Here is a 21,443-nt window from a genome sequence, read left to right on the forward strand (position 1 = left end):
AATCGCTCGAATTAACAATGCAGTGGTTTTTGATCCGCCCTAAAACGCACTGCGGGTACGGGAGCATAGATGAGCACGTATGCTATCAAGGCCGACAAGTTCTTTTTGCCGGCGGGGCCGCAGCTGGGCGGCTACCTCATGGTCGAAGATGGCGTCTTTGGCGCTTGGCAGGCCGATGAGCCCGCTTGTGAGATCAAAGATTATTCGGGTACATGGATTGCGCCGGGCATGGTGGACACCCACATTCATGGCTTCTATAACCATGCCACGACCGATAACGATGCCGAGGGTATCAACATCAGCTCGACCGAGCTCGCTCGTCGTGGTACCACCAGCTGGTTGCCTACGACCTTTACCGACGGTGTGGGGCAGATCAAGGACGCCTGCGCTGCCATTGCACAGGCTGACGAAGAGCGCGGACCTGAGTTCTGCGGTGCTCGTATTCAGGGCATCTACCTGGAGGGCCCGTTCTTTACCATGAAGCACGTGGGCGCGCAGAACCCTGCCTTTTTGATTGACCCGTCCGAGAAAGTTTTTGACGAGTGGCAGGAGGCCGCCGGCGGTCGAATCGTCAAGAGCGCTATGGCGGCCGAGCGCGATGGCGCTGCCGCTTACGCCGCGGCTCTGAGCGCAAAGGGCGTCGTGACCTGCATCGGCCACTCTGATGCCACCTATGATGAGTGCGCAGCCGCCATCAATGCTGGCGCCAGCTGCTTTACGCATACCTACAACGGCCAGCGCGGTCTGCATCACCGTGAGCCCGGTGTCGTCGGGGCTGCTATGACCACGCCCAACACCTATGCCGAGATCATTTGCGACGGTAAACACGTGAACCCTGCTGCTATTAAGGCGCTGCTGCAGGCCAAGGGCTGGCAGCACACGGTGCTGATCACCGATTGCCTGGGTTGCGGCGGCATGCCCGAGGGCAAGTACACTAGCGGTGGCATGGATGTCATTATGAAGGACAACCTTTGCTGGCTTGCCGATGGCTCTGCTATCGCCGGCTCGGTGCTCACGCTCGCACAGGGCGTCAAGAACATCGTCGACTGGGGTCTTGCGAGCGCCGATATCGCAATTCGCATGGCGACCGAGGTGCCCGCGCGCTCTGCTCACGTCGAGGATAAATGTGGCAGCATTATGCCTGGCCGCGATGCCGATTTTGTCGTGTTCAATCCCGACCTTACCCTGGTCGAGACGTATGTGGGTGGCAACAGCGTCGGTAACGCGTTTACCGAGTAGCCGCCAAAAAAGCAATCCGAAAGGGGATTTAGATGATTTACGGTGCATTGGGCGATATCGAGGAGTACCGCGGAATGCTCAAGGGCCTCGACGTGCTGATCGATTGGCTCGAGGAGAACGACCCGGCGGAGCTCGAGGTCGGCAGCCATCCGATTCTGGGCGACAAGGTCTTTGCGAACGTCATGGCTCCCACGACGCGTCCCGAGGCCGAGGCCCACTACGAGACGCATCAGCGCTATCACGACCTGCAGATCGACGTCGAGGGTCGCGAGGCCTTTAAGGTCGCTACGGGCAGCCTGACGCTGGTCCAGGAGTTTGACGAGAAGGACGACTACGACCTGGTCGATTCCGACGCTTCGATCGCCGGCGATCTTGCTGACGACAAGTTTGCACTGTTCGTTGCCGGCGAGCCTCACATGCCCACGCTCGAGTTCCCGGGCGATGGCGCGCAGCCGGTCAAGAAGATCTGCTTTAAGCTGCTTGCAGACGCTTACTGGGAGGAGTAGCGCGCTGCTCGTGAGCTAGCGTGATTCCCCTTGGGGAGCGCGCTTGAGCCCCGCTGATCGCGGTTCCTTTGGGGATTGCGGTTGGCGGGGCTTTTTGTTGAGTAGGGGAGTTGCCGGCGGCGTTGTGCTTGGGTTGGCGCAAGAGCACTCAAAATCGACAACAAAAAAGCCGCCCGAAGGCGGCTATCTTGTGCAATGGAGCCAGCGACCGGGCTCGAACCGGTGACCCCCGCTTTACGAGAGCGGTGCTCTACCAACTGAGCTACGCTGGCGGCCATGTGGTGACGCAACTGGGACGTCAACGGCTGACTCTGATACGGGACATCGCAAATCCGCGCAAGGGTTCTGACGGCTTTTCTCACTGAATCCAAAGTAGATAAGCATTTGAAGAAATGCGATTGAAGCATAATGTAACTAGTATGAAATAGTGGATAGCTGGTACATACCACCTTTCAAATATAGAATCGCTAGAAATCTATAGTAAAAAAGTAATTTACCAGCGGGTTTATATTTTGTTCATTAAAGCCGTTCATCGTCATTTGGCTACCGTTTACGGACCACTTCAGATTCTGACTACATAATTGCGTCAATGCGTCCATAATAGGCAAGGCGTTTAGCTGAGGGTCGGGGAACCGGCATCCGCGTCGTAGAGCACGAAGATCGGGAGTAGCATGCATTCGTTTAAGATCACCAATCAATTCCTACTCGATGATGAGCCGTTCACCATCTTGTCGGGGGCGATTCACTATATGCGTGTTCATCCGAGCGACTGGCACCACTCACTCTATAACCTTAAGGCTCTTGGGTTTAATACGGTCGAAACGTATGTACCGTGGAATCTTCATGAGCCAAAGCCTGGCGTCTTCGATTTTTCTGGTTCAATTGATTTGGCGGCATTTCTTGATGAGGCGGCGTCACTCGGTCTGTATGCAATTGTTCGGCCTTCTCCGTTTATTTGCGCAGAATGGGAATTTGGCGGCATGCCAGCATGGCTGCTGCGCCAACATGATATGAGACCGCGTAGCAGCGACCCCAAGTTTCTTGCTCACGTTGCGCATTACTACGACCATCTCATGCCGATACTCGTCTCGCGTCAGATTGACAAGGGCGGAAACATCATCATGATGCAGGTTGAAAACGAGTATGGATCATATTGCGAGGATAAGGACTATCTTCGTGCGATTCGTCGCCTTATGGTCGAGCGTGGGGTTTCCGTGCCCCTTTGTACTTCCGATGGCCCGTGGCGTGGGTGTCTTCGTGCCGGTACGCTCATTGACGATGATGTGTTGTGCACCGGCAACTTTGGTTCTCATGCAAAGGAGAACTTTGAGGCTCTTTCTGCTTTTCACAAGGAGCATGGAAAACAATGGCCTCTTATGTGCATGGAGTTGTGGGACGGCTGGTTCAATCGCTATGGGGAGAACGTCGTCAGACGCGATCCCGAAGATCTTGCCTCTTGCGTTCGCGAGGTGCTCGAGCTTGGTGGATCTTTAAACCTCTACATGTTTCATGGAGGCACCAACTTTGGATTTATGAACGGATGTTCTGCACGCCATACGCATGACCTGCACCAGGTGACATCATATGACTACGATGCTCCATTGGACGAACAGGGCAACCCGACCGAGAAATACTTCGCAATTCAAAGGACAGTTCACGAGCTGTATCCCGATATCGCGCAAAGCAAGCCGTTAACAAAAAAGACGTTTTCCATGCCCGATATTTCGGTGAGTGAGCGCGTAAGTCTCTTTAATGTGCTCGATAATCTTTCGGAGCCGATTGAAGCTCAATATCCTAAGCCCATGGAAGAGATGGGTCAGTCGTATGGATATACGTTATATACCACGACTGTCGAGCGTGACCGTGCAGATGAAGAGCGTATTCGGGTTATTGACGCCCGCGACCGTGCACAGGTGTTTGTGAACGGTGACAAAGTGGCGACGCAGTATCAGGAGCACATCGGGGAAGATATTCACTGCGTTCTTCCCTGTGAACAAAACCGCCTGGATGTTCTGACCGAGGATATGGGTCGCGTCAATTATGGTCACAAATTGCTCGCTGATACGCAGCATAAGGGCATTAGGACAGGAGTTTGCGTTGATCTTCACTTTGTTACCGGTTGGGAGATGCGTTGTCTGCCACTCGATAACATCGATAATCTTGATTATTCCGCCGGCTGGGTAGAGGGGCAACCTTCCTTTTACCGCGCAAAGTTTGATATATCTGAGCCGGCTGATACCTTTATCGACACTACGGGTTTTGGAAAGGGTGTGGCATTCGTAAACGGAACGAATGTAGGACGTTTTTGGGATAAGGGCCCCATCATGACACTCTATGTTCCGCACGGTTTATTGCACCCTGGTACCAATGAGCTCGTTATGTTCGAAACAGAGGGCGTGTATGATGCGAAAATCTCCCTTCGCTCTGAGCCCGTTATTCGTACACTTGAACAAGAAGGAGTTGAGTAGAAATGATTGTAGGCGCACGAATCGACTTTCGCTTGATTCACGGACAGGTGGCAAACCTCTGGTCTAACGCCCGTCAGGTAAGCCGCTTCATGGTAGTTGACGACGAGGTATCGCAAGATGCTACCCAAAAGCAGGTTCTTCGCATGGCTTGCCCGGCAACTGTGAAGTTGTCCGTGCTTCCTGTCGACAAGGCCGCTGCCAACATCACTGCTGGCAAATATGATGCGCAACGTCTCTTTATTGTTGCGAAAAAGCCTGAGGTCTACGTTCGACTTTTGGAGCAAGGTGTTAAGCTTGAGCAGCTCATCGTCGGTAATATGACGACAATGGAGCCGGTCAAGAAGCTGTCTCGCAACATTAGTTGCGACCAGGGGGACCTTGATGCATTTGCCAAACTCAAGGCCGATAATCTTCCTATTGTCATTCAGCTGACGCCGCAGGATAACCCAGAGGCTTTCACACTCTAGTCGAATTAACGCTAGGCCGTGAAGGGGGATGCGCGGTTTATATAAGCGTATTGGTATTGTAGAAACTGTTACACCTTAAATAAGGAGTTAACCATGATTGCTTGGTGGCAGATTCTTCTGTTAACCCTGTATGCGGGTTATCAGATTCTGGATGAGCTGAACTGGTACACCTGTGCCGGCTCAGCCGTCTTCTCTGGTATGATTACTGGTTTGATTATGGGTGACCTACAGACTGGCCTGTTTATCGGCGGCAGCATGCAGCTCACCGTCCTGGGCGTTGGCACCTTTGGCGGCGCCTCTCGTATCGATGCCAACTCCGGCACTCTGGTCGCCACTGCCTTTGCCGTGGGCGCGGGCATGAATCCCGAGACGGCTCTTGCCGCCATCGGCGTACCTGTCGCTGCCATTCTCGTTTACACCGATATCGCCGGTCGTTTCGCCAACACGTTCTTCGGTCACATGTGCGATGCCGATATCGAGAAGATGAACTGGGGCGCCTACAACGTACACTACTTGCTCGGTGCCGTTTCCTGGATGCTGTCCCGCATGATTCCGGTCTTCCTGGCTCTCGCATTTGGCCAGGGCTTGGTCGAGGGCATCACCACCGCCCTTAACGGCGACTTGAAGTGGCTGGGTGACGGTCTGTCTGTTGCTGGCGGTGCCTTGCCCGCCGTTGGCTTCGCCATCCTGCTCCGTTACCTGCCAGTCAAAAAGCACGTCGCCTACCTGCTGCTCGGCTTTGTAATCGCCGCCCTGTTTGGTACGGCCTTCACGAGCATCATTAACCTCAACACCAACATCGTCGCTGTGAACGCCGCGCTTGGTAAGGGCGCCGTGGATATGGTCGGTATGTTCAATAACATGTCGATGCTGGCGATCGCTATTATTGGCTTTGCTCTGTCTTTGCTGTACTACAAGAACAACCAGCGTCCCGTCGCTGCTGCTGGCGCTGCGGAGGGAGACGACGACGATGAGCTCTAATGAGAAACTCGCCAATGGCACCACTGGCTACAAGATTACCAAGGACGACCTTGCGCAGATCAACCGTCGTAACCTGCTTGGTTTCCAGGATGGTTGGAACTACGAGCGCATGCAACACTCTGGTTATCTCTGGATTATCCTGCCCACACTGCGCAAGCTGTACGGCGACGGCACGCCGGAGCTAAAGGAAGCCTGCCGCGCCCAGTGCGCACCGTTCTTCAACACCTCAAACTTCCTCAACACGATCATCACCGGTATCGATTTGGCGATCGAGGAAGAGGAGGGCATTGAGGGCCTCGAGGCTGTTGCCGGTCTCAAGACTGGTCTCATGGGACCGCTGGCTTCCATCGGCGATTCCATCTTCGGTTCGCTGCTCCCGACCATTTTCGGCGCCCTGGCTGCCAATATGGCCATGAACGGCAACCCCTTGGGTATCTTCATCTGGGTTGCCGTTAACATTCTTGTTGACTGGTTCCGCTGCAAGCAGACCCACATGGCCTATGAGCAGGGTATGAAGCTCGTCACCACCATGAGCGATCGCCTGAACGCATTGACCGACGCGGCCTCCGTAATGGGTGTCTTTATGGTCGGTGCTCTGGTCGCAACCAATGTCGGTATCGTTATTGCAGCGAAGCCTGTTATTGGCGGCGTTACCGTTGACTTGCAGAACATCTGCAATATGATTTGCCCCAAGCTGGTTCCTGCCGCACTCGTCGGCTTTGTATACTGGCTCCTTGGTAAGAAGGGCATGACCTCGACGAAGGCCATCTTTATCGTCTTGGTTCTGTCCATTGCCTTGGGTGCATTCGGTATCATTTGCAAGGGCTAAGTACCCCATATTGTCACGGCATTTGAGCCTCAATTGAGACGTGGCGCACACCTCCAAGGCGACTTTATCGCCATATCCCCTGGAGTGTGCGCCTCTTTTGTTTTGTCGGACACCGCTGTTCATAGGCGGTTATGCAGTCATCGTGTTCGATTAATTCCTTAAGGCTGCCTTGAAGGGAATATAGTGCAATGCCATTTTGGATCGTCCTGTTCATTTGTGTTGTCTTGGCCTATTTCGCTGTGACCGAAGGAGCGAAAAAATACTTCGATATGAAATTGCAGGTATTGTTTAACTTGGGCTTATACCAAGATTGCATAGACCTGCTCGATCGCAAACTTGCGCGTATAGTAATGTCTACGTATAAGCAGTATTACCTGCGTTTCACCATCTATGAAGCTGCTGATATGGACGCATATGCGGATCGAATGCTGGACCACTTGCTGGAGATGTCGTGCAGCGATAAACAACGTCGACAGCTTGCAGTTCGCGCCTTTAATTTCTATATCAAGACGGGTGACCGGAAGCGGGCGGCGTCCATGTTGGAAGAGATGCGCCCCATCGTGTCGAAGGGCATTTTGGCGGACAGTCAATTGACCTACGACATAGTCTTTCGCCGTCGGCATGATAAGATCGATGAGATGGAAGCTATGCTGGATACGAACGACCTTGGGTTACGCGGAAAGCTCTATCTGCTGCTTTCATATCAATATGAGAGCAGCGGGAACAAGGGCGAAGCACGTAGATATCGCAACCTTGAAAAGCAGCTTAGAGACGCTCACAGACCTCCCACGATAAAACAAAATGCTCGCTAAACTTTAATGATGCAGTGGTCGTAAGAGCCCTTTTGTGGGGTTCTTTGGCTAGAGAAAGCGAACGGTAGAAAGGTAGATAGAATGATTGGATTTGTATTAACTGGTCACGGTCAGTTTGCAACTGGTTTGAAAAGCGCTGTGGATATGGTTGCCGGCGAACAGCCTAATTTTGAGGTAGTTCCTTTTTTGGGCTCGGAGGCGGTTACTTTTGGTGATGATTTGCGAACCTGCATTGCCAAGATGCGTCAAGCTTGTGATGGCGTATTGGTGTTTGTTGATTTGCTTGGCGGTACTCCGTTCAATCAAGCTATCCCAATGACGACTGAGCTCGATAACGTGACCGTTGTCACCGGAACAAATCTACCTATGTTGGTGGAGCTCGTTATGACGCGTGCGTTTGGAGACCCAACGCTTGATGAACTTGCCGAACGCGCACGGGTTGTTGGTCGTGAGGGAGTGGATCTCAAGAAACTCGAGATTGCTGACATTGATGAAGACGATGAAATGTAGTGTCGCTATTAGCCCATTTTTGGGACATGTTGATGCATTACCTGAAGGCTGAAGTATTGGTCAATTGCTAATTACGTGGAGAATATCATGACGTGCAAGAGGCGCAGGCAACCGCTATACGATCAGCTCGTAGATATTCTGATCGAGAAAATTGATCATGAATATCAGCCAGGTGATTTGATTCCGTCCGAACGTGAACTTGCCGAACGCTACGGGCTTTCGCGATCGACTGTCCGACTTGCAATTCAGGAACTTGAGTATCTTGGTCGGATTGTGCGAAAACAAGGTCGCGGTACGTTTGTTGCCGATCGACTGGCTCAAGCAACAAATCTTACCCAATCGTACAGTTTTACTGAACAGATGAAAGCGATGGGCCGGCTGCCAGAAACAACCATCTTAGAGTTCTGTGAAATGGAAGCAGATAAAACGCTTTCGATACAAATGGGGATTCGTTTGGGTGAAAAGGTATTAAAACTCAAACGTTTACGGATGGCAGATGGTATACCTATGATGGTTGAGCGTAGCTATCTTCCAGCAAGGCTCTTTATTTCACTCAAGCGTCCTCTACTCGAACAGAAGCCCCTTTACGATGTCATTGAGCAGGATTATCAGCAGAAAATTCGAGTAGCGGATGAGGAGTTCTCTGCGGGTATAGCACGTCCATGTGACGCTCGGCTTCTAGGTATTAGTGAGGGTGCGCCAGTTCTGGACATAGTCCGAACTACTCACAACACCCAAAATGATGTTGTCGAGTTCACGCTTTCGGTGGCTCGCGCGGACAAGTTCAAGTACAGAATCTCTCACTATCGAGATACTGTGTGATCGGATACGAGTGCTAACGAAAGAAAAACAGCCTATGACTACTACTCGATTTGACTTTTCAGGTTGAGTCTTTGTATATCAGACAATTTAGTAAAGAAAGAGGTATTAGAAATGTTCGAGAAGAGTGTCGAGGAGCTCACCGAGCTCGGCGCCCAGATCACCACGGCCGAGATTGCTCAGCAGCCCGAGCTTTGGCGTGATACGCTCAACATCTATCGCGAGAACAAGGAGGCCATCGAGGCCTTCCTGGCCGAGGCTCGCGCTATGGGCGAGGGTCGTCTGTCCGTTGTCTTCACCGGTGCCGGTACGTCCGACTACGTTGGCGATACCTGCGCCCCGTACCTGCGTCACGCTGGCAACACTGATCTCTACGACTTTAAGCCCATCGCCACGACCGACATCGTGAGCGCCCCGCGCGACTTCCTGCGCGCCGAGGATCCCACGCTCGTGGTTTCCTTTGCCCGTTCTGGCAACAGCCCCGAGAGCCTTGCCGCCGTTGCCGTTGCCAAGGAGCTCGTCCACAACGTCAAGTTCCTCAACATCACCTGCGCTCCCGAGGGCAAGCTCGCCGTCGAGTCTGCCGATGATCCCAATGCGCTGACGCTGCTCATTCCGCGCGCCAACGACAAGGGCTTCGCCATGACTGGCTCTTATTCCTGCATGACCCTGCTCTCCACCCTTATTTTCGACACTGCCTCTGACGAGCAGAAGGCCGAGTGGGTCGAGACGATTGCCAAGATGGGCGAGGAGGTCATCTCTCGTGAGTCTGAGATCGCCGATTACCTGGCTGGCGACTTCAACCGCGTGACCTACTTGGGTTCCGGCTCCTTTGGTGGCCTTGCCCAGGAGAGCCAGCTCAAGATCCTCGAGCTCGCTCACGGTCTGGTCGCTACTTCTTACGACACCTCCATGGGCTATCGTCACGGACCCAAGTCCTTCGTCGACGATAAGACGCTCGTCTTCGTGTTCGTCAACAACGACGCCTACACCCGTCAGTACGATATCGACATCCTCAACGAGATCGGCGGCGACGAGATCGCTCAGCACACCGTCGCCGTTCAGCAGGAAGGTGCTACCGTCTATGAGGGTGAGTCCTTCACCTTTAAGGGCTACGAAGCGCTTCCCGAGGGCTACCTCGCTCTGCCGTTCGTGATGTTTGCCCAGGCCATCAGCCTGCTCAACTCCGTGCGCGTGGGCAACACGCCCGATACGCCGAGCCCCACCGGCACGGTCAACCGCGTGGTCAAGGGCGTGACGATTCACCCCTTCACCGCTTAATCGCGTCCCTCTGTAAGGGCGCCCGTCCGCTCATAACGGCGGGCGGGCGCTTTTTGTTTTACCTGAGCTGGGTATAGCATCACCACAGTCAACTGCTTTAAAGCAAGGAGTGCATATGAGCACGTACGCAATTAAGGCTGACAAGTTCTTCTTGCCGGCAGGCCCGCAACTGGGCGGCTATCTTATGGTCGAGGATGGCGTCTTTGGCGCCTGGCAGGCCGACGAGCCCTCTTGCGAGATTAAGGACTACACGGGGTCGTGGATCGCACCTGGTATGGTCGATACTCACATCCATGGCTTCTACAACCACTCAACTACCGATAACGATCCCGAGGGCATCGATATCAGCTCAACCGAGCTCGCCCGTCGCGGTACCACCAGCTGGCTGCCCACGACGTTCACCGATGGCGTCGAGCAGATCAAGGACGCCTGCGCTGCTATCGCCCAGGCGGACGAGGGCCGCGGCCCCGACTTCTGCGGTGCCCGCATTCAGGGCATCTACCTGGAGGGCCCCTTCTTTACCATGAAGCACGTGGGCGCGCAGAACCCCGCTTACCTGATTGACCCCTCCGAGGAGGTTTTCGACCAGTGGCAGGAGGCTGCGGGCGGTCGCATCGTTAAGAGCGCCATGGCCGCCGAGCGCGACGGTGCCGCTGCTTATGCGGCTGCTCTGAACGCCAAGGGCGTGGTGACCAGCATCGGTCACTCCGACGCCGCCTACGATGAGTGCATCGCCGCTATCAATGCCGGTGCCAGCTGCTTTACGCATACCTATAACGGCCAGCGCGGTCTGCATCACCGTGAGCCCGGTGTCGTGGGTGCTGCCATGTCTACGCCCGAGACCTACGCCGAGATCATCTGTGACGGCAAGCACGTAAACCCTGCCGCCATCAAGGCGCTGCTGCAGGCAAAGGGCTGGCAGCACACGGTACTCATCACCGACTGCCTGGGTTGCGGCGGCATGCCCGAGGGCAGCTACACCAGTGGCGGCATGGACGTCATCATGAAGGACAACCTGTGCTGGCTCGCCGACGGCAAGAGCATTGCCGGCTCGGTGCTCACGCTTGCCCAGGGCGTCAAGAACATCGTCGACTGGGGCATCGCCAGCGCCGATATCGCCATTCGCATGGCAACTGAGGTGCCGGCACGCTCCGCGCACATCGAGGATAAGTGCGGCAGCATCATGCCGGGTCGCGACGCCGACTTTGTCGTGTTCGACCATGAGCTTACCCTCGTCGAGACGTATGTTGGCGGCCAGAGCGTCGGCAACGCCTTTACCGAGTAACGATAGAAAAAGACGGCGGGCCCGAATCTGCTCGGACCCGCCGTATGGGTTAAACGCTCAAAAGCACCTTCACAGTTACAGCTTGTTAGCGATCTTCTTTGCCGTGCGCTTAACGCCGGCCACCAGGCCTCCTGCAGGATGCTCCTTCTCGTATGCTAGACGCTTCTCGCGCTTGGCGTACTCTTCGACGATGATGTCGCCATACTCGTCTTCGATCTTGTCGAAGAAGTCGACAGCGCCCTTAATTTCCTCAGCGGTCGGGTGTCCCTTTTGGACACCGCCGGCGAGTTTGAACGGTCCCCACGTATCAAAGCCGGGGCAGCCGTAGACGCCCATAAAGATAGCCTGCCTCATGCGGCAGATGCCATCGATATCCTTGCCGTACCACTTGTTTTTGCCACCGTAGGTCATAAGGCCAAACACTTTGTCCTGCGGCTGCAGCACGTTCGTGAGCACGCGTGCCATGTCCTTGTCGATCTCGGAGTAATAGATGCCCGTGGCGACACCGATCAGATGATATTCGTGCAGGTTGGGATACTCGTTTTTACCGAGTGACTTCACATCGAGGGTATCGATCTCGGGGTGCGCCTCGACGATGGCGTCCACGAGCTTTTTCGTATTGCCGTGATGGCGCGAGGCGTAGAGGATGATGGTTCGCATAAGAAGGCCTTTCAGCTGTAATTGCATCAATGTCTGTATGGTACCCCGTTGCATGGCTGGGATACCGGACGTATCGATGAACGTGCGGGTTTGTCCTTTGGTCAGGGCCGAGACGGGTTCTTGCGAGCAAAAAAAGCAGTTGTTCGAAAGGATGGGCAATGGAATACGCTCTCTCCAACGATTCGATTTCTATTAAGGTGTCCACGGCTGGCGGTTCGTTTACCTCGATTGAGGCCGGAGGTCGCGAGTATCTGTGGCAGGGCGATCCCGCCGTGTGGTCCGGTCAGGCACCGATTTGCTTCCCGATTTGCGGAGGCTTGCGCGACAACAGCGCCATGACGTTTGCCGGGCATCATGTAAAGCTCGCTCGCCACGGGTTTGCGCGCAAACAGGAGTGGAAGCTGCTGAGCCAAGGCGAGAACGAGCTGGCGATGTGCCTGGCTTCGGAGGATAACGCCGCGCTGCTGAGCGATTATCCGTACCCGTTTAAGCTTGTCGCTCGTTATACGCTCGAGGATACCGCCGTGCGCGTCTCCTATGAGGTGACCAACGAGGGAACCGAGGACATGCCGTTCTTTATCGGCGGTCATCCCGGCTTTAGGTGTCCGCTCGATGAGGGCGAGGCCTATACGGACTACGAGCTGCGCTTTGAGAAAGACGAGGCTGCGGAGCTCTGCACCGCCGTTCCCTCGACTGGATTGATTGACGTGACCAATCGCTCCAAGAACCCCATGGTGGGAAAGACGCTGCCTCTGTCACATGAGCTCTTCGATTTTGCGGAGACCATCTTTGACGTGCTCGAGAGCCGTCAAGTCACGCTTTCCAAAAAGGGCGAGGACAAGGGCGTCCGCCTGAGCTTTGAGGGCTTCCCATATCTCATTGTGTGGAGCAAGCCCGAGGGCGATTTTGTGGCGGTTGAGCCCTGGGGCGGCCTTTCGACCTGCTCCGATGAGGACGACGTGCTTGAGCATAAGCGCGGCTGCCTTGTCGCCAAGCCCAAGGAGGCCGTCGTTCGCTCGTTCACGATTGAGATTCTGTAATTCCGTTTTGTCGACTCGTATCGCGAGGCACAAGGAGCCTGCGAGATAAGGAGCTAAAAATGATCCTCACCGTTACGATGAACCCGTCTGTCGATACGCGCTATCAGCTCGATGAGCTCGTTATCGACGACGTCAACCGTGTGACGCCCGAAAAGACCGCCGGCGGCAAGGGCCTCAACGTGGCCCGTGTGCTGGGTCAGCTGGGTGACGACGTTGTGGCAACCGGTCTGCTCGGCGGCCACATGGGCGCTTACATGGCTGAGCTCATGGACGCCAACGGTATTAACAACGACTTTGTGCCCATCAAGGGCGAGACTCGCATTTGCCTTAACATTCTCCACGCCGGCAACCAGACCGAGCTGCTCGAGAGCGGCCCGACAATTGCCCCCGAGGAGCTCGATGCCTTTACCGCCAAGTTTACTGAGCTTGCGGGCAAGGCCGACGTCGTCACCATTTCGGGTTCGCTGCCCCGCGGTGTCGAGGCAGACTACTATGCCAAGATCACGGGCATTGCCGAGAACGCCGGCGCCAAGGTGCTGCTCGATACCTCGGGTGCCTCTCTCGAGGCTGCGCTCAAGTCCGAGGTTAAGCCCGAGCTGGTCAAGCCTAACCTGACCGAGATCAACGGCCTTCTGGGCACGAGCTTTACCACCGACGATGTGGACGAGCTCCGTGCCGCGCTCGCCTCTGACGCCCGTTTCTCCGATATCCCCTGGGTCGTCGTATCCATGGGCGCTGCCGGCTCCGTTGGCTTCCACAATGGCCGTGCGTTCCGCGCAAAGACGCCCGATATCCCTGCCGTTAACGCCACGGGCTCGGGCGATTCGACCATCGCCGGCTTCGCACATGCGATTGCTGCTGGTGCGGATGACGAGACGGTGCTGCGTACCGCCAACACCTGCGGCAAGCTCAACGCCATGGATCCCATGACCGGCCATCTGGTCATGGATCGTTGGGACGAGGTCTACAACGGCGTTGTCGTGACTGAGCTGTAAGAGTTTGGGCGACGGCCCCGGCATCGCTTGCTAGCTCATGTTGACGACAAGTGCGGTAGCATTATGCCGGGGCGCGACGCCGACGTTGTCGTGTTCAATCCCGACCTTACCCTGGTCGAGACGTATGTGGGTGGCAACAGCGTCGGTAATGCGTTTACCGAGTAGCTGCCAAAGAAACGATCCGAGAGGGGATTTAGATGATTTACGGTGCATTGGGCGATATCGAGGAGTACCGCGGAATGCTCAAGGGCCTCGACGTGCTGATCGACTGGCTCGAGGAGAACGACCCGGCGCAGCTCGAGGTCGGCAGCCATCCGATTCTGGGCGATAAGGTCTTTGCGAACGTCATGGCTCCCACGACGCGTCCCGAGGCCGAGGCTCACTATGAGACGCATCAGCGCTATCACGACCTGCAGATTGACATTGAGGGTCGCGAGGCCTTTAAGGTTGCCACGGGCAGTCTGACGCTGGTCCAGGAGTTTGACGAGAAGGACGACTACGACCTGGTCGATTCCGACGCTTCGATCGCCGGCGATCTTGCTGACGACAAGTTTGCGCTGTTTGTTGCCGGCGAGCCCCACATGCCCACGCTCGAGTTCCCGGGCGATGGCGCGCAGCCGGTCAAGAAGATCTGCTTTAAGCTGCTTGCAGACGCTTACTGGGAGGAGTAGCGCGCTGCTCGTGAGCTAGCGTGATTCCCCTTGGGGAGCGCGCTTGAGCCCCGTTAATCGCGGTTCCCTTGGGGATTGCGGTTGGCGGGGCTTTCTGTTTTTGAGTAGGGGAGTTGCCGGCGGCGTTTTGCTTGGATTTATTTGCGAAGAACATCGGCTAGCCGCAGGATTGAAATCATCGACCGATAAGTGAGTTCCACTTTTTCACCCGCAAGCAGTCGTTTCGAGCCAATCTCATCTACCCCCACAAGCCGAGAAAACAGCGGGCCGCTCATCGTGCCATCGTCAATTGATTCCCTTATGGTCTTCAAAACGTCCGTATCATGAAGCGATGCCGAGCTGTAGGGGGCAACACGAGCGGAACTCTCAATTAACGACGAGACAAAAGGATGGAGATGCTTTGGACATAGTCCATCAAACACCACATCCCCATTGTCGTTCGAGCCGACCAGGCGCCAAGTATAATGATCGACCCAGTCATCTCCGTCATATATGACGTCCATGAGCAACTTCCCGTCTAGAGAGAGAAACCTATTTGGACATCGGGACGCAAGACCGCAATCCATATCGGGCCTGCAGCAGATCCAACCCAACGCACCACATAGGTTCCCTTTCGTACATGCGTATCAATCTGCCCCGAAATGCCGGTGAATGCAATTCCAGACCCGTTTGTCGGATAGCAATCGACGTATTTTTGTTTTCCGTTCACAACCTTGTATAGATATATCGTGCCAGCAAAAGAGAAGGGATCGTGACTATTTTAGATCTATATGACCAACTCGAGCCCTCACCATGGCAATTGTTACAGCTGGGTTTCTTTTCATTAAAATTTCACTTTGGTAAATCCCCGCCCCTAAGCATTAAACCCGAAGTCCACCGAGTGGGCGAATTGGCAACAAAAAAAGCCGCCCGAAGGCGGCTATCTTGTGTAATGGAGCCAGCGACCGGGCTCGAACCGGTGACCCCCGCTTTACGAGAGCGGTGCTCTACCAACTGAGCTACGCTGGCGGCCATGTGATGACGCAACTGAGGCGTCAACGGCTGTCTATGATACGGGACATCGCACATCCGCGCAAGTGTTCTGACGGCTTTTCTCACTTTAAATGCACTAATATTGGAGACGTGATGTCTTGCTCTTACGGGTCTCAAGCAGAATGGGGCAGTGATGGCTCAACCCAAGATTCTTCTCACACGCATCGATGATCGGTTTATTTACGGGCAAGACGTTGAGCTGTGGAATGAGGCGGTTGGTTCCAACCTCGTCCTGATCGTTAACGACGAGATTGCGGCGGATTCGCGCAAGTGGGCGCCTATGAGGGTCGCGGCGCCCGAGGGCGTGTGGACACGGTTTTTCTCGGTGCAAAGGACCATCGACATCATCCATACCGCAACGCCGCGTCAATGGATTCTGATCATGGTGGCCTCACCCGCCGATGCGCTCGCGCTGGTTAAGGGTGGTGTGCCGATCACCAAGATCAGCATTGGCCATATGCAGGCAGGGGAGGGCAAGCGTCCCGCAACACCCGCAGTTGCCGTAGACGACACAGACGTCGCTGCCCTCAAAGAGCTGCAAGCGCTCGGCATAGAACTAGAAATCCGCTACCTCCCCAGCTCCAACCCCGACCCCATTCAACTAGTCATTTAAGAACGTCCCCAATGACTAGGTAGCAAAGCGCCCGTCGGCGGTGGTGCCGGCGGGCGCTGCTGTGCGATATGTCGCGTTATGGGCTTAGTGCCTCATAAAGTGGTACTCGATCACATTGCTGTAGGGGTGACCCGGGCCAACAATGCCCTGCGGGAACAGCGGCTGGTGCGGCGTGTCGGGGTACATCTCGGCCTCGAGGGCAAAGCCGGCGCCCCAGCCATAGTTGGCATCGTCCTTGGCGTGCTCGTCGCCCAGCCAGTTGCCGGTGTAGAGCTGCACGCCCGGGGCGGTGGTGTAGTAGTCCAGCTCACGACCGGTCCACATCTCCTCGACGTGCATCGCGCGGCGCAGATTACGGCCGTACTGATAGCCATCGATACACAGGCAGTGGTCGTAGCCGCGCGCTTGCTTAATCTGCGGGTCGTCGGCTTCCATGCCGGGAGCGACGGGGCGCAGCTCACGGAAGTCAAACGGCGTGCCCTCGACCGGAGCGATCTCGCCGGTGGGGATGTTCTGGTCGTTGATGGGCAGGTAGTGGGCAGCGTTAGCGACAAAGAAGTGCTCGCAGTCCATGCCGGCGTTATGGCCGGCAAGGTTAAAGTACGTGTGGTTGGTCATGGACACGTACGTGGCGCGGTCGCTCTCGCAGCCATATTCGATGCGAAAGACGCCGGTGCGCGTCACGGTAAACACGGCCGTAAAGGTGCGGTTGCCGGGGAGACCCAGCTCGCCATCCTCAAGCGAGGTGGTCATGCGAACGGCGTTGTGAGTCTCGTCGAGTTCAACGTCCCACACGCGTTTATGCAGGCCGTGCTCAAGGTCGCTGTGAAGGTTGTTGGCGCCCTCGTTGGCGGGCATATGCCAGTCCGTGCCGGCGATGGTGATCGTGGCGCCTGCGGTGCGGTTTGCCACGGGGCCGATGGTCGCGCCAAAGCAGGCGGGGTTGTCAAAGTAATCCTCGAGCTTATCGAAGCCCAGCACCACATCGCGCACGTTGCCGGGAATGTCGGGCACATCGATACCCAGCACGGTGGCGCCATAGTCCATGATGCGTACGCAGATCTCGGGCCCGTTGAGGGTGTAACGATGAACGGGGGTACCGCACGGCGCGGTGCCGAAAAGCTCGGAAGTGATCATTTGGTTCCTAACATCGAGGTATTTTCGACAAACTCTAGCGCGAACAGGCGAGATTATCACTACACCCCACTAAAGCAGGGGGTATTTTTCTCAAAAAAGTGATGATTGGAGCTGTGCGGGCGTTCATTTCTGACGCGCGCGAGTCTGATACAATTTGTTCGTTATTGTTTGAATTGACGTGAGCGTGGAACAGCGAGGACTCATCGTGATTAAAGCGGAGCGACAGGATAAGGTTCGGCAGCTGCTCGAGGAACAGGGAACGGTCTCGGTCAAGGAGATTTCGGATGCGTTAGGTGTCTCGGATATGACGATCCGCCGTGACCTTGAGGAGCTTGCGAGCCTGGGCGAGATCGAGCGCGTGCACGGCGGAGCCCGCAGTGCGCAGAGCCGTCCACACGCTATGCTGCGCCATGAGTATTCGCACAGCGAAAAGCGCACGAAGCATGCCGAGGAAAAGTTGCAGATTGCGCGCCGTGCTGTGGAGCTTATCGAGGAAGGCTCGACCATCTTTTTGGGCACGGGCACCACGGTTGAGCAGATGGCCTCGATGCTGCCGGCGTTTCGCCTGCGCATTGTGACCAATTCGCTTTCGGTGTTTAACCTGCTCGAGGCGCGCGAAGACTGCGAACTGTGCCTGGTGGGCGGCGTGTACCGCCGCCGCACTGCCGCCTTTGTGGGCCCCACGGCCGAGGATACCCTGCGCGCGCTGGGAATCGACGCGGCGTTTATCGGCGCCAACGGCATCTTGGACGGTGACGTATCTACGTCCAACATGGACGAGGGCCGTATCCAGCAGCTCGCTTTTAGCAAAGCAGACTCGCGCTATCTGATCGCCGACTCCAGCAAGATCGGCAAGCGCGACTTCTACACCTTCTGCCGCCTGGACAGCCTGGACGCCGTGGTATGTGAGCCGAGCATCTCCGCCGAAGATCGTGCCGCCATCGAGGAGCACACGCAGGTTATTTGCTAGTTATCGCTACGGGATTGCCAACGGGTGATGCGGGAGGACTTTTACCTCCTGTCATTGTGGAAACCAGCGCGTCAGCGCTACGCGATATGACGCGCAAATGAGGACTCCACTATCAAATTGTCTCAACCTGTGATATCTAGGCGGCCAAAAGTGAGTCAGATGTTACAGATCGAGATTTTTGGCTCGGCCTATTCCGTTTGTCTCGATCTGTAACAGCTAGGACCGAAAAATTCAGCTAGTTGTTACAGATTGAGATTGAGAGGATTGACCTGTGCATTCATCTCAATCTGTAACATCTAGACGTCCAAAACCGGTCTTAGTGTTACAGATTGAGACAATTCGGCGTGGTCTACCTTGTTTGTCTCGATCTGTAACGGTTAGGACTTAAAAACTCGGCTACGTGTTACAGATCGAGACAAAAGAAAAAGAACATTAGGACTTGAAAATAAAGTTTTGATAAGGGATTCGCCCAGTTAAGACGGTGCGGCAGACAATTGAGATTAGTTTGCCTCCGGAGTCGTAAGCATAATGAGTCAGTTCGATGACCGGAAGTTTTGCAACACCATAATTACTGGCTTCGGAATCGCTAAGCTGACGTGCTCTATAGCTTTCCCTAACAGATTGGATAGACTTGGACAAGTCGTCCATGATTCTGCTAAATGCCTGAAAATCTAACTGGTTATTCGGAACGCGCGACTTTGAAATGAAGAACGTATCAGCGCCTATGAAGCTGCCTTCAAGTTCGTAGGTCAATTCAAGACGCTGAATTTTGTCGCGACTTTGACATCCAAATTGTTGGAGCATCATTACGGAAATTGGACGACCTGATGTGAGGCCGCCGAAATGTTTGGTAATGGCATCTGGATCAACGCCATCGCAATGGCTTGCAAAGTCAAAGTCTAAAAGTGAATTGAGCTCGCTAACGCGTTTCGGTGCAACAAACGACCCCTTACCTTGGATTCGATAGATACTTCCACGACGCTCCAGCTCACTCATGGCAAGTCGGACGGTTGTTCTGCTTACGGCGTATTCGTCGCAGAGTTCCATTTCTGTTGGAAGTTTATCGTCTGCTTGATATTCATCGACGATCTGCTTGAGCAGCGCGTCGGTGAGCTGTAAATAGAGTGGCCGTTTTTCGTGTGTATCGAGCATTAGAGCCTCAGTTTGCATGTTGGTTATACCTGATGGTTGCCTCAGTCGGGATGTAACGTGGGCAAGGTAACCTTAACGTATCACAGAGCGGCTCAGCATGACGATCTGATGCCTGTATCCACGAAGGGCTTGTCCGAGCGTGAAGATATTCTGGGGCAGGCAAATACCGTTCATGGAGTCCCCGATATGTTGGAGGTCAGCGCCGGCTGCTTTTGCTGCAAGGCCTATTTTCTTAATGGTCTCGCTGTCGCAGGAGTCTTGACTCGTCCCGTTCGCCGCCATGACGAGAACCTTCTCTTCAATTGACTTGCCTACGTTGTGGGATCGTACAAAGTCTACGATGGCGCGCAGGTCTGCTTCTTGGAAGCAAGGGACGGTGTAGGGGGCTGGCACGAGAAGGATATCGACGCCGAGGTCAACAAACTTGCGCGCAATTTCGAGCGTCATGACAGGTTCCGCAACGCCCGCTCCATGCATTTTTCCGGCTATGACCAGGCCATTGAAATGCTCTTTGGAGAGTTTAATCGAATGGGCGATTGCATCGTTGGAGACGCCGGTTCCAGGGTTGCCCGTCAGGCAGATAAAATCAAATCCGAGTTCGTTAGCCTTTTCTAAGGTCTTGGGAGAGACGCGACGACCCATGGGGATTTCCGTTCGGGATTCAGACATCTCTGCCTCGTTATCAACTGGCTCCAGATTGACGCCAATGGGCCTTCCGCATGCTCGCTTCACCCAAGTGACCGGGTTTTCATTGAGATCATCTGGAATACCGGCAATAACTGGATCGAACACATCGAGCGCGTTAAACAGAAGCAGGTCGGCACCTGCGGCACGTTCGATTTCTGCATTAGTAACGCCGCCGAGAAATTGGGAAGAGGGTACGTTTTCCGCCATGATGGTACGTCCCTCGGAAGCCAGAATTGCCTGTTTTAGATCCATGGGTGACGTGGCGGCAAAATCGGATGCGGACATGTTCAGTAATCGTTTGGGCATTGTTACTTCCTTTGACTAGAACGACAGGCTTGTGACATTGTCTCTAATATTGTTACAACAATATATTCAATATGTTATATCCAATCGGTGAACGGTTGCAAACTTATTGTACTGCTCGGAAAAAATAGCCTTTAGCTGGGAAAACCTTATATTAATCAACTACCGTTCACCGAATAAGTATTTGAATTCTTGACATATCGACAAAGCGGAAAAAGAATTGGTTATGACAAATCGCGCAAATGATATTACATTTCGCACAAGAACGTATTCACTTACATAAGTGGATACAAACGGGGACGACGACGGTTGAGTCCGGATAAATCGTTGTGTGCCCGGGAATCATGAAAGGATGTGTTATGGACGCTATCGTCAAATTCCTTGAAAAACACCAGCCCCTCTTCGACAAAATCTCGAGGAACATTTATCTGGTGGCGATTAAGGATGGCTTTCTCTCGAATATGCCAATTGTGCTGTTCTCGAGCCTGTTCCTTCTTCTTTCGACGCTCCCTGCCTATGTAGGCATCACGCTTCCGTCTGAGGTGCTGGATTTCTTCAATAAAATCTATGCATATACCATGGGACTTCTTGGCATTATGGTGGCCGGCACCACGGCGAGCTCACTTGCAATGTCGATGAACCGTCGCATGCCTTCGGGTAAATCTCTCAACCCCACCTCGTGCATGGTTTGTGCCATGTGCGGCATGCTCTTGCTATCGGTGACGAACGATGTTGTCTCGATTGGCGGAGCAGATACATCTGTTTTTGAAACCGGCTATATGGGAACCAAGGGTTTTCTCGCTGCGTTCGTAGCCGCATTCTTGACCGTTAATATCTATAAGGTGTGCATTAGCCATAATGTGACGATCAAGCTTCCCAAAGAGGTCCCTGGCTCTATTGCGCAGAGTTGGTACCGTCAAGATTCTTTCGCAAATTGATCGAGGCGGCCTCGGCCCCGCCTTGCTCTAGCCCTCCGCCTTCTTGCT

Annotated in this window: 22 protein-coding genes and 2 tRNA genes; 17 read left to right on the top strand and 7 right to left on the bottom strand. The window is 54.6% G+C overall.

The window, feature by feature from the left end; translation table 11 throughout:
• Nucleotides 1-69: 69 nt before the first annotated feature.
• Together nagA (PMX70_RS06820) and PMX70_RS06825 are read left to right on the top strand one after the other, a co-directional pair.
• On the top strand, nucleotides 70-1,239 hold the full coding sequence (nagA, locus tag PMX70_RS06820) for an N-acetylglucosamine-6-phosphate deacetylase (RefSeq protein WP_271743204.1): 1,170 nt from the start codon (nucleotides 70-72) through the stop codon (nucleotides 1,237-1,239).
• Between the two features lie 32 nt (nucleotides 1,240-1,271).
• Nucleotides 1,272-1,745, top strand: coding sequence for a NanQ anomerase/TabA/YiaL family protein (locus PMX70_RS06825; protein WP_117778978.1), 474 nt, complete (start codon nucleotides 1,272-1,274; stop codon nucleotides 1,743-1,745).
• Between the two features lie 196 nt (nucleotides 1,746-1,941).
• Here PMX70_RS06825 and PMX70_RS06830 read toward each other — a convergent pair.
• Nucleotides 1,942-2,017, bottom strand: a tRNA-Thr gene (locus tag PMX70_RS06830).
• A gap of 399 nt (nucleotides 2,018-2,416) precedes the next feature.
• On the opposite strand from PMX70_RS06830, the gene PMX70_RS06835 reads away from it, so the two are divergent.
• The 9 genes from PMX70_RS06835 to nagA (PMX70_RS06875) all read left to right on the top strand — a co-directional run bounded on the left by PMX70_RS06835 (nucleotide 2,417) and on the right by nagA (PMX70_RS06875) (nucleotide 11,197).
• Nucleotides 2,417-4,213: a glycoside hydrolase family 35 protein gene (locus tag PMX70_RS06835; RefSeq protein ID WP_271743205.1), complete on the top strand. Its 1,797-nt coding sequence runs from the start codon at nucleotides 2,417-2,419 to the stop codon at nucleotides 4,211-4,213.
• A gap of 2 nt (nucleotides 4,214-4,215) precedes the next feature.
• Nucleotides 4,216-4,680 (top strand): PTS sugar transporter subunit IIB, encoded by a 465-nt coding sequence (locus PMX70_RS06840; protein WP_271743206.1) that lies wholly within the window; start codon nucleotides 4,216-4,218, stop codon nucleotides 4,678-4,680.
• Between the two features lie 93 nt (nucleotides 4,681-4,773).
• Complete coding sequence (locus PMX70_RS06845) at nucleotides 4,774-5,661, top strand: PTS mannose/fructose/sorbose/N-acetylgalactosamine transporter subunit IIC (protein WP_271743207.1); 888 nt, start codon at nucleotides 4,774-4,776, stop codon at nucleotides 5,659-5,661.
• Nucleotides 5,651-6,490, top strand: coding sequence for a PTS system mannose/fructose/sorbose family transporter subunit IID (locus PMX70_RS06850; protein ID WP_006236265.1), 840 nt, complete (start codon nucleotides 5,651-5,653; stop codon nucleotides 6,488-6,490). The genes PMX70_RS06845 and PMX70_RS06850 overlap by 11 nt, the downstream gene beginning before the upstream one ends.
• 188 nt (nucleotides 6,491-6,678) lie before the next feature.
• Nucleotides 6,679-7,302 carry a hypothetical protein gene (locus tag PMX70_RS06855; protein WP_271743208.1) on the top strand — a complete coding sequence of 208 codons (624 nt, stop codon included), beginning with the start codon at nucleotides 6,679-6,681 and terminating at the stop codon, nucleotides 7,300-7,302.
• Between the two features lie 81 nt (nucleotides 7,303-7,383).
• Nucleotides 7,384-7,812, top strand: a complete 429-nt coding sequence (locus tag PMX70_RS06860; protein WP_271743209.1) for a PTS sugar transporter subunit IIA — start codon at nucleotides 7,384-7,386, stop codon at nucleotides 7,810-7,812.
• Nucleotides 7,813-7,899: 87 nt separating this feature from the next.
• Entirely contained in the window at nucleotides 7,900-8,634 is a 735-nt protein-coding gene (locus PMX70_RS06865; RefSeq protein ID WP_271743210.1) for a GntR family transcriptional regulator, read from the top strand.
• 111 nt (nucleotides 8,635-8,745) lie between these two features.
• Complete coding sequence (locus PMX70_RS06870) at nucleotides 8,746-9,912, top strand: AgaS family sugar isomerase (protein WP_271743211.1); 1,167 nt, start codon at nucleotides 8,746-8,748, stop codon at nucleotides 9,910-9,912.
• Nucleotides 9,913-10,027: 115 nt separating this feature from the next.
• Nucleotides 10,028-11,197 carry an N-acetylglucosamine-6-phosphate deacetylase gene (nagA, locus tag PMX70_RS06875; protein ID WP_271743212.1) on the top strand — a complete coding sequence of 390 codons (1,170 nt, stop codon included), beginning with the start codon at nucleotides 10,028-10,030 and terminating at the stop codon, nucleotides 11,195-11,197.
• Between the two features lie 75 nt (nucleotides 11,198-11,272).
• On the opposite strand, the gene PMX70_RS06880 is transcribed toward nagA (PMX70_RS06875), so the two are convergent.
• The gene (locus PMX70_RS06880) at nucleotides 11,273-11,857 is read right to left on the bottom strand and encodes a flavodoxin domain-containing protein (RefSeq protein WP_195246910.1); all 585 of its coding nucleotides are present in this window, start codon (nucleotides 11,855-11,857) and stop codon (nucleotides 11,273-11,275) included.
• A gap of 158 nt (nucleotides 11,858-12,015) precedes the next feature.
• Here PMX70_RS06880 and PMX70_RS06885 point away from each other — a divergent pair, with 158 nt between their 5' ends.
• The 3 genes from PMX70_RS06885 to PMX70_RS06895 all read left to right on the top strand — a co-directional run bounded on the left by PMX70_RS06885 (nucleotide 12,016) and on the right by PMX70_RS06895 (nucleotide 14,563).
• Nucleotides 12,016-12,897, top strand: a complete 882-nt coding sequence (locus PMX70_RS06885; RefSeq protein WP_271743213.1) for an aldose 1-epimerase family protein — start codon at nucleotides 12,016-12,018, stop codon at nucleotides 12,895-12,897.
• Between the two features lie 59 nt (nucleotides 12,898-12,956).
• Nucleotides 12,957-13,892, top strand: a complete 936-nt coding sequence (locus PMX70_RS06890; protein ID WP_271743214.1) for a hexose kinase — start codon at nucleotides 12,957-12,959, stop codon at nucleotides 13,890-13,892.
• Between the two features lie 197 nt (nucleotides 13,893-14,089).
• Nucleotides 14,090-14,563, top strand: a complete 474-nt coding sequence (locus tag PMX70_RS06895) for a NanQ anomerase/TabA/YiaL family protein (RefSeq protein ID WP_117746073.1) — start codon at nucleotides 14,090-14,092, stop codon at nucleotides 14,561-14,563.
• A gap of 137 nt (nucleotides 14,564-14,700) precedes the next feature.
• On the opposite strand, the gene PMX70_RS06900 is transcribed toward PMX70_RS06895, so the two are convergent.
• Together PMX70_RS06900 and PMX70_RS06905 are read right to left on the bottom strand one after the other, a co-directional pair.
• Nucleotides 14,701-15,066, bottom strand: coding sequence for a hypothetical protein (locus PMX70_RS06900; protein ID WP_271743215.1), 366 nt, complete (start codon nucleotides 15,064-15,066; stop codon nucleotides 14,701-14,703).
• A gap of 429 nt (nucleotides 15,067-15,495) precedes the next feature.
• Nucleotides 15,496-15,571 (bottom strand) — tRNA-Thr (locus PMX70_RS06905).
• A gap of 157 nt (nucleotides 15,572-15,728) precedes the next feature.
• Between PMX70_RS06905 and PMX70_RS06910 the strand changes: the two genes are divergently transcribed.
• Nucleotides 15,729-16,208: a PTS sugar transporter subunit IIB gene (locus tag PMX70_RS06910; RefSeq protein ID WP_271743216.1), complete on the top strand. Its 480-nt coding sequence runs from the start codon at nucleotides 15,729-15,731 to the stop codon at nucleotides 16,206-16,208.
• A gap of 84 nt (nucleotides 16,209-16,292) precedes the next feature.
• Here PMX70_RS06910 and PMX70_RS06915 read toward each other — a convergent pair whose 3' ends face one another.
• The gene (locus tag PMX70_RS06915; protein ID WP_271743217.1) at nucleotides 16,293-17,345 is read right to left on the bottom strand and encodes an aldose epimerase family protein; all 1,053 of its coding nucleotides are present in this window, start codon (nucleotides 17,343-17,345) and stop codon (nucleotides 16,293-16,295) included.
• Between the two features lie 205 nt (nucleotides 17,346-17,550).
• Between PMX70_RS06915 and PMX70_RS06920 the strand changes: the two genes are divergently transcribed.
• The gene (locus PMX70_RS06920) at nucleotides 17,551-18,315 is read left to right on the top strand and encodes a DeoR/GlpR family DNA-binding transcription regulator (protein WP_271743218.1); all 765 of its coding nucleotides are present in this window, start codon (nucleotides 17,551-17,553) and stop codon (nucleotides 18,313-18,315) included.
• A gap of 432 nt (nucleotides 18,316-18,747) precedes the next feature.
• On the opposite strand, the gene PMX70_RS06925 is transcribed toward PMX70_RS06920, so the two are convergent.
• Nucleotides 18,748-19,467, bottom strand: a complete 720-nt coding sequence (locus PMX70_RS06925; protein WP_195520964.1) for a GntR family transcriptional regulator — start codon at nucleotides 19,465-19,467, stop codon at nucleotides 18,748-18,750.
• Nucleotides 19,468-19,539: 72 nt separating this feature from the next.
• Entirely contained in the window at nucleotides 19,540-20,460 is a 921-nt protein-coding gene (locus tag PMX70_RS06930) for a DUF7916 family protein (RefSeq protein WP_022094155.1), read from the bottom strand.
• 356 nt (nucleotides 20,461-20,816) lie between these two features.
• Between PMX70_RS06930 and PMX70_RS06935 the strand changes: the two genes are divergently transcribed.
• The gene (locus PMX70_RS06935) at nucleotides 20,817-21,395 is read left to right on the top strand and encodes a PTS transporter subunit EIIC (protein ID WP_271743219.1); all 579 of its coding nucleotides are present in this window, start codon (nucleotides 20,817-20,819) and stop codon (nucleotides 21,393-21,395) included.
• Nucleotides 21,396-21,443 lie beyond the last annotated feature (48 nt).

This window comes from Collinsella aerofaciens, from assembly GCF_028206795.1.
GTDB lineage: Bacteria > Actinomycetota > Coriobacteriia > Coriobacteriales > Coriobacteriaceae > Collinsella > Collinsella aerofaciens_AX.

Excerpts from the sequence above, each read along its gene's own strand:
- nagA (WP_271743204.1), top strand. The coding sequence starts at position 70 with ATGAGCACGTATGCTATCAAGGCCGACAAGTTCTTTTTGCCGGCGGGG.
- PMX70_RS06825 (WP_117778978.1), top strand. The coding sequence starts at position 1,272 with ATGATTTACGGTGCATTGGGCGATATCGAGGAGTACCGCGGAATGCTC.
- PMX70_RS06835 (WP_271743205.1), top strand. The coding sequence starts at position 2,417 with ATGCATTCGTTTAAGATCACCAATCAATTCCTACTCGATGATGAGCCG.
- PMX70_RS06840 (WP_271743206.1), top strand. The coding sequence starts at position 4,216 with ATGATTGTAGGCGCACGAATCGACTTTCGCTTGATTCACGGACAGGTG.
- PMX70_RS06845 (WP_271743207.1), top strand. The coding sequence starts at position 4,774 with ATGATTGCTTGGTGGCAGATTCTTCTGTTAACCCTGTATGCGGGTTAT.
- PMX70_RS06850 (WP_006236265.1), top strand. The coding sequence starts at position 5,651 with ATGAGCTCTAATGAGAAACTCGCCAATGGCACCACTGGCTACAAGATT.
- PMX70_RS06855 (WP_271743208.1), top strand. The coding sequence starts at position 6,679 with ATGCCATTTTGGATCGTCCTGTTCATTTGTGTTGTCTTGGCCTATTTC.
- PMX70_RS06860 (WP_271743209.1), top strand. The coding sequence starts at position 7,384 with ATGATTGGATTTGTATTAACTGGTCACGGTCAGTTTGCAACTGGTTTG.
- PMX70_RS06865 (WP_271743210.1), top strand. The coding sequence starts at position 7,900 with ATGACGTGCAAGAGGCGCAGGCAACCGCTATACGATCAGCTCGTAGAT.
- PMX70_RS06870 (WP_271743211.1), top strand. The coding sequence starts at position 8,746 with ATGTTCGAGAAGAGTGTCGAGGAGCTCACCGAGCTCGGCGCCCAGATC.
- nagA (WP_271743212.1), top strand. The coding sequence starts at position 10,028 with ATGAGCACGTACGCAATTAAGGCTGACAAGTTCTTCTTGCCGGCAGGC.
- PMX70_RS06880 (WP_195246910.1), bottom strand. The coding sequence starts at position 11,857 with ATGCGAACCATCATCCTCTACGCCTCGCGCCATCACGGCAATACGAAA.
- PMX70_RS06885 (WP_271743213.1), top strand. The coding sequence starts at position 12,016 with ATGGAATACGCTCTCTCCAACGATTCGATTTCTATTAAGGTGTCCACG.
- PMX70_RS06890 (WP_271743214.1), top strand. The coding sequence starts at position 12,957 with ATGATCCTCACCGTTACGATGAACCCGTCTGTCGATACGCGCTATCAG.
- PMX70_RS06895 (WP_117746073.1), top strand. The coding sequence starts at position 14,090 with ATGATTTACGGTGCATTGGGCGATATCGAGGAGTACCGCGGAATGCTC.
- PMX70_RS06900 (WP_271743215.1), bottom strand. The coding sequence starts at position 15,066 with ATGGACGTCATATATGACGGAGATGACTGGGTCGATCATTATACTTGG.
- PMX70_RS06910 (WP_271743216.1), top strand. The coding sequence starts at position 15,729 with ATGGCTCAACCCAAGATTCTTCTCACACGCATCGATGATCGGTTTATT.
- PMX70_RS06915 (WP_271743217.1), bottom strand. The coding sequence starts at position 17,345 with ATGATCACTTCCGAGCTTTTCGGCACCGCGCCGTGCGGTACCCCCGTT.
- PMX70_RS06925 (WP_195520964.1), bottom strand. The coding sequence starts at position 19,467 with ATGCTCGATACACACGAAAAACGGCCACTCTATTTACAGCTCACCGAC.
- PMX70_RS06930 (WP_022094155.1), bottom strand. The coding sequence starts at position 20,460 with ATGCCCAAACGATTACTGAACATGTCCGCATCCGATTTTGCCGCCACG.
- PMX70_RS06935 (WP_271743219.1), top strand. The coding sequence starts at position 20,817 with ATGGACGCTATCGTCAAATTCCTTGAAAAACACCAGCCCCTCTTCGAC.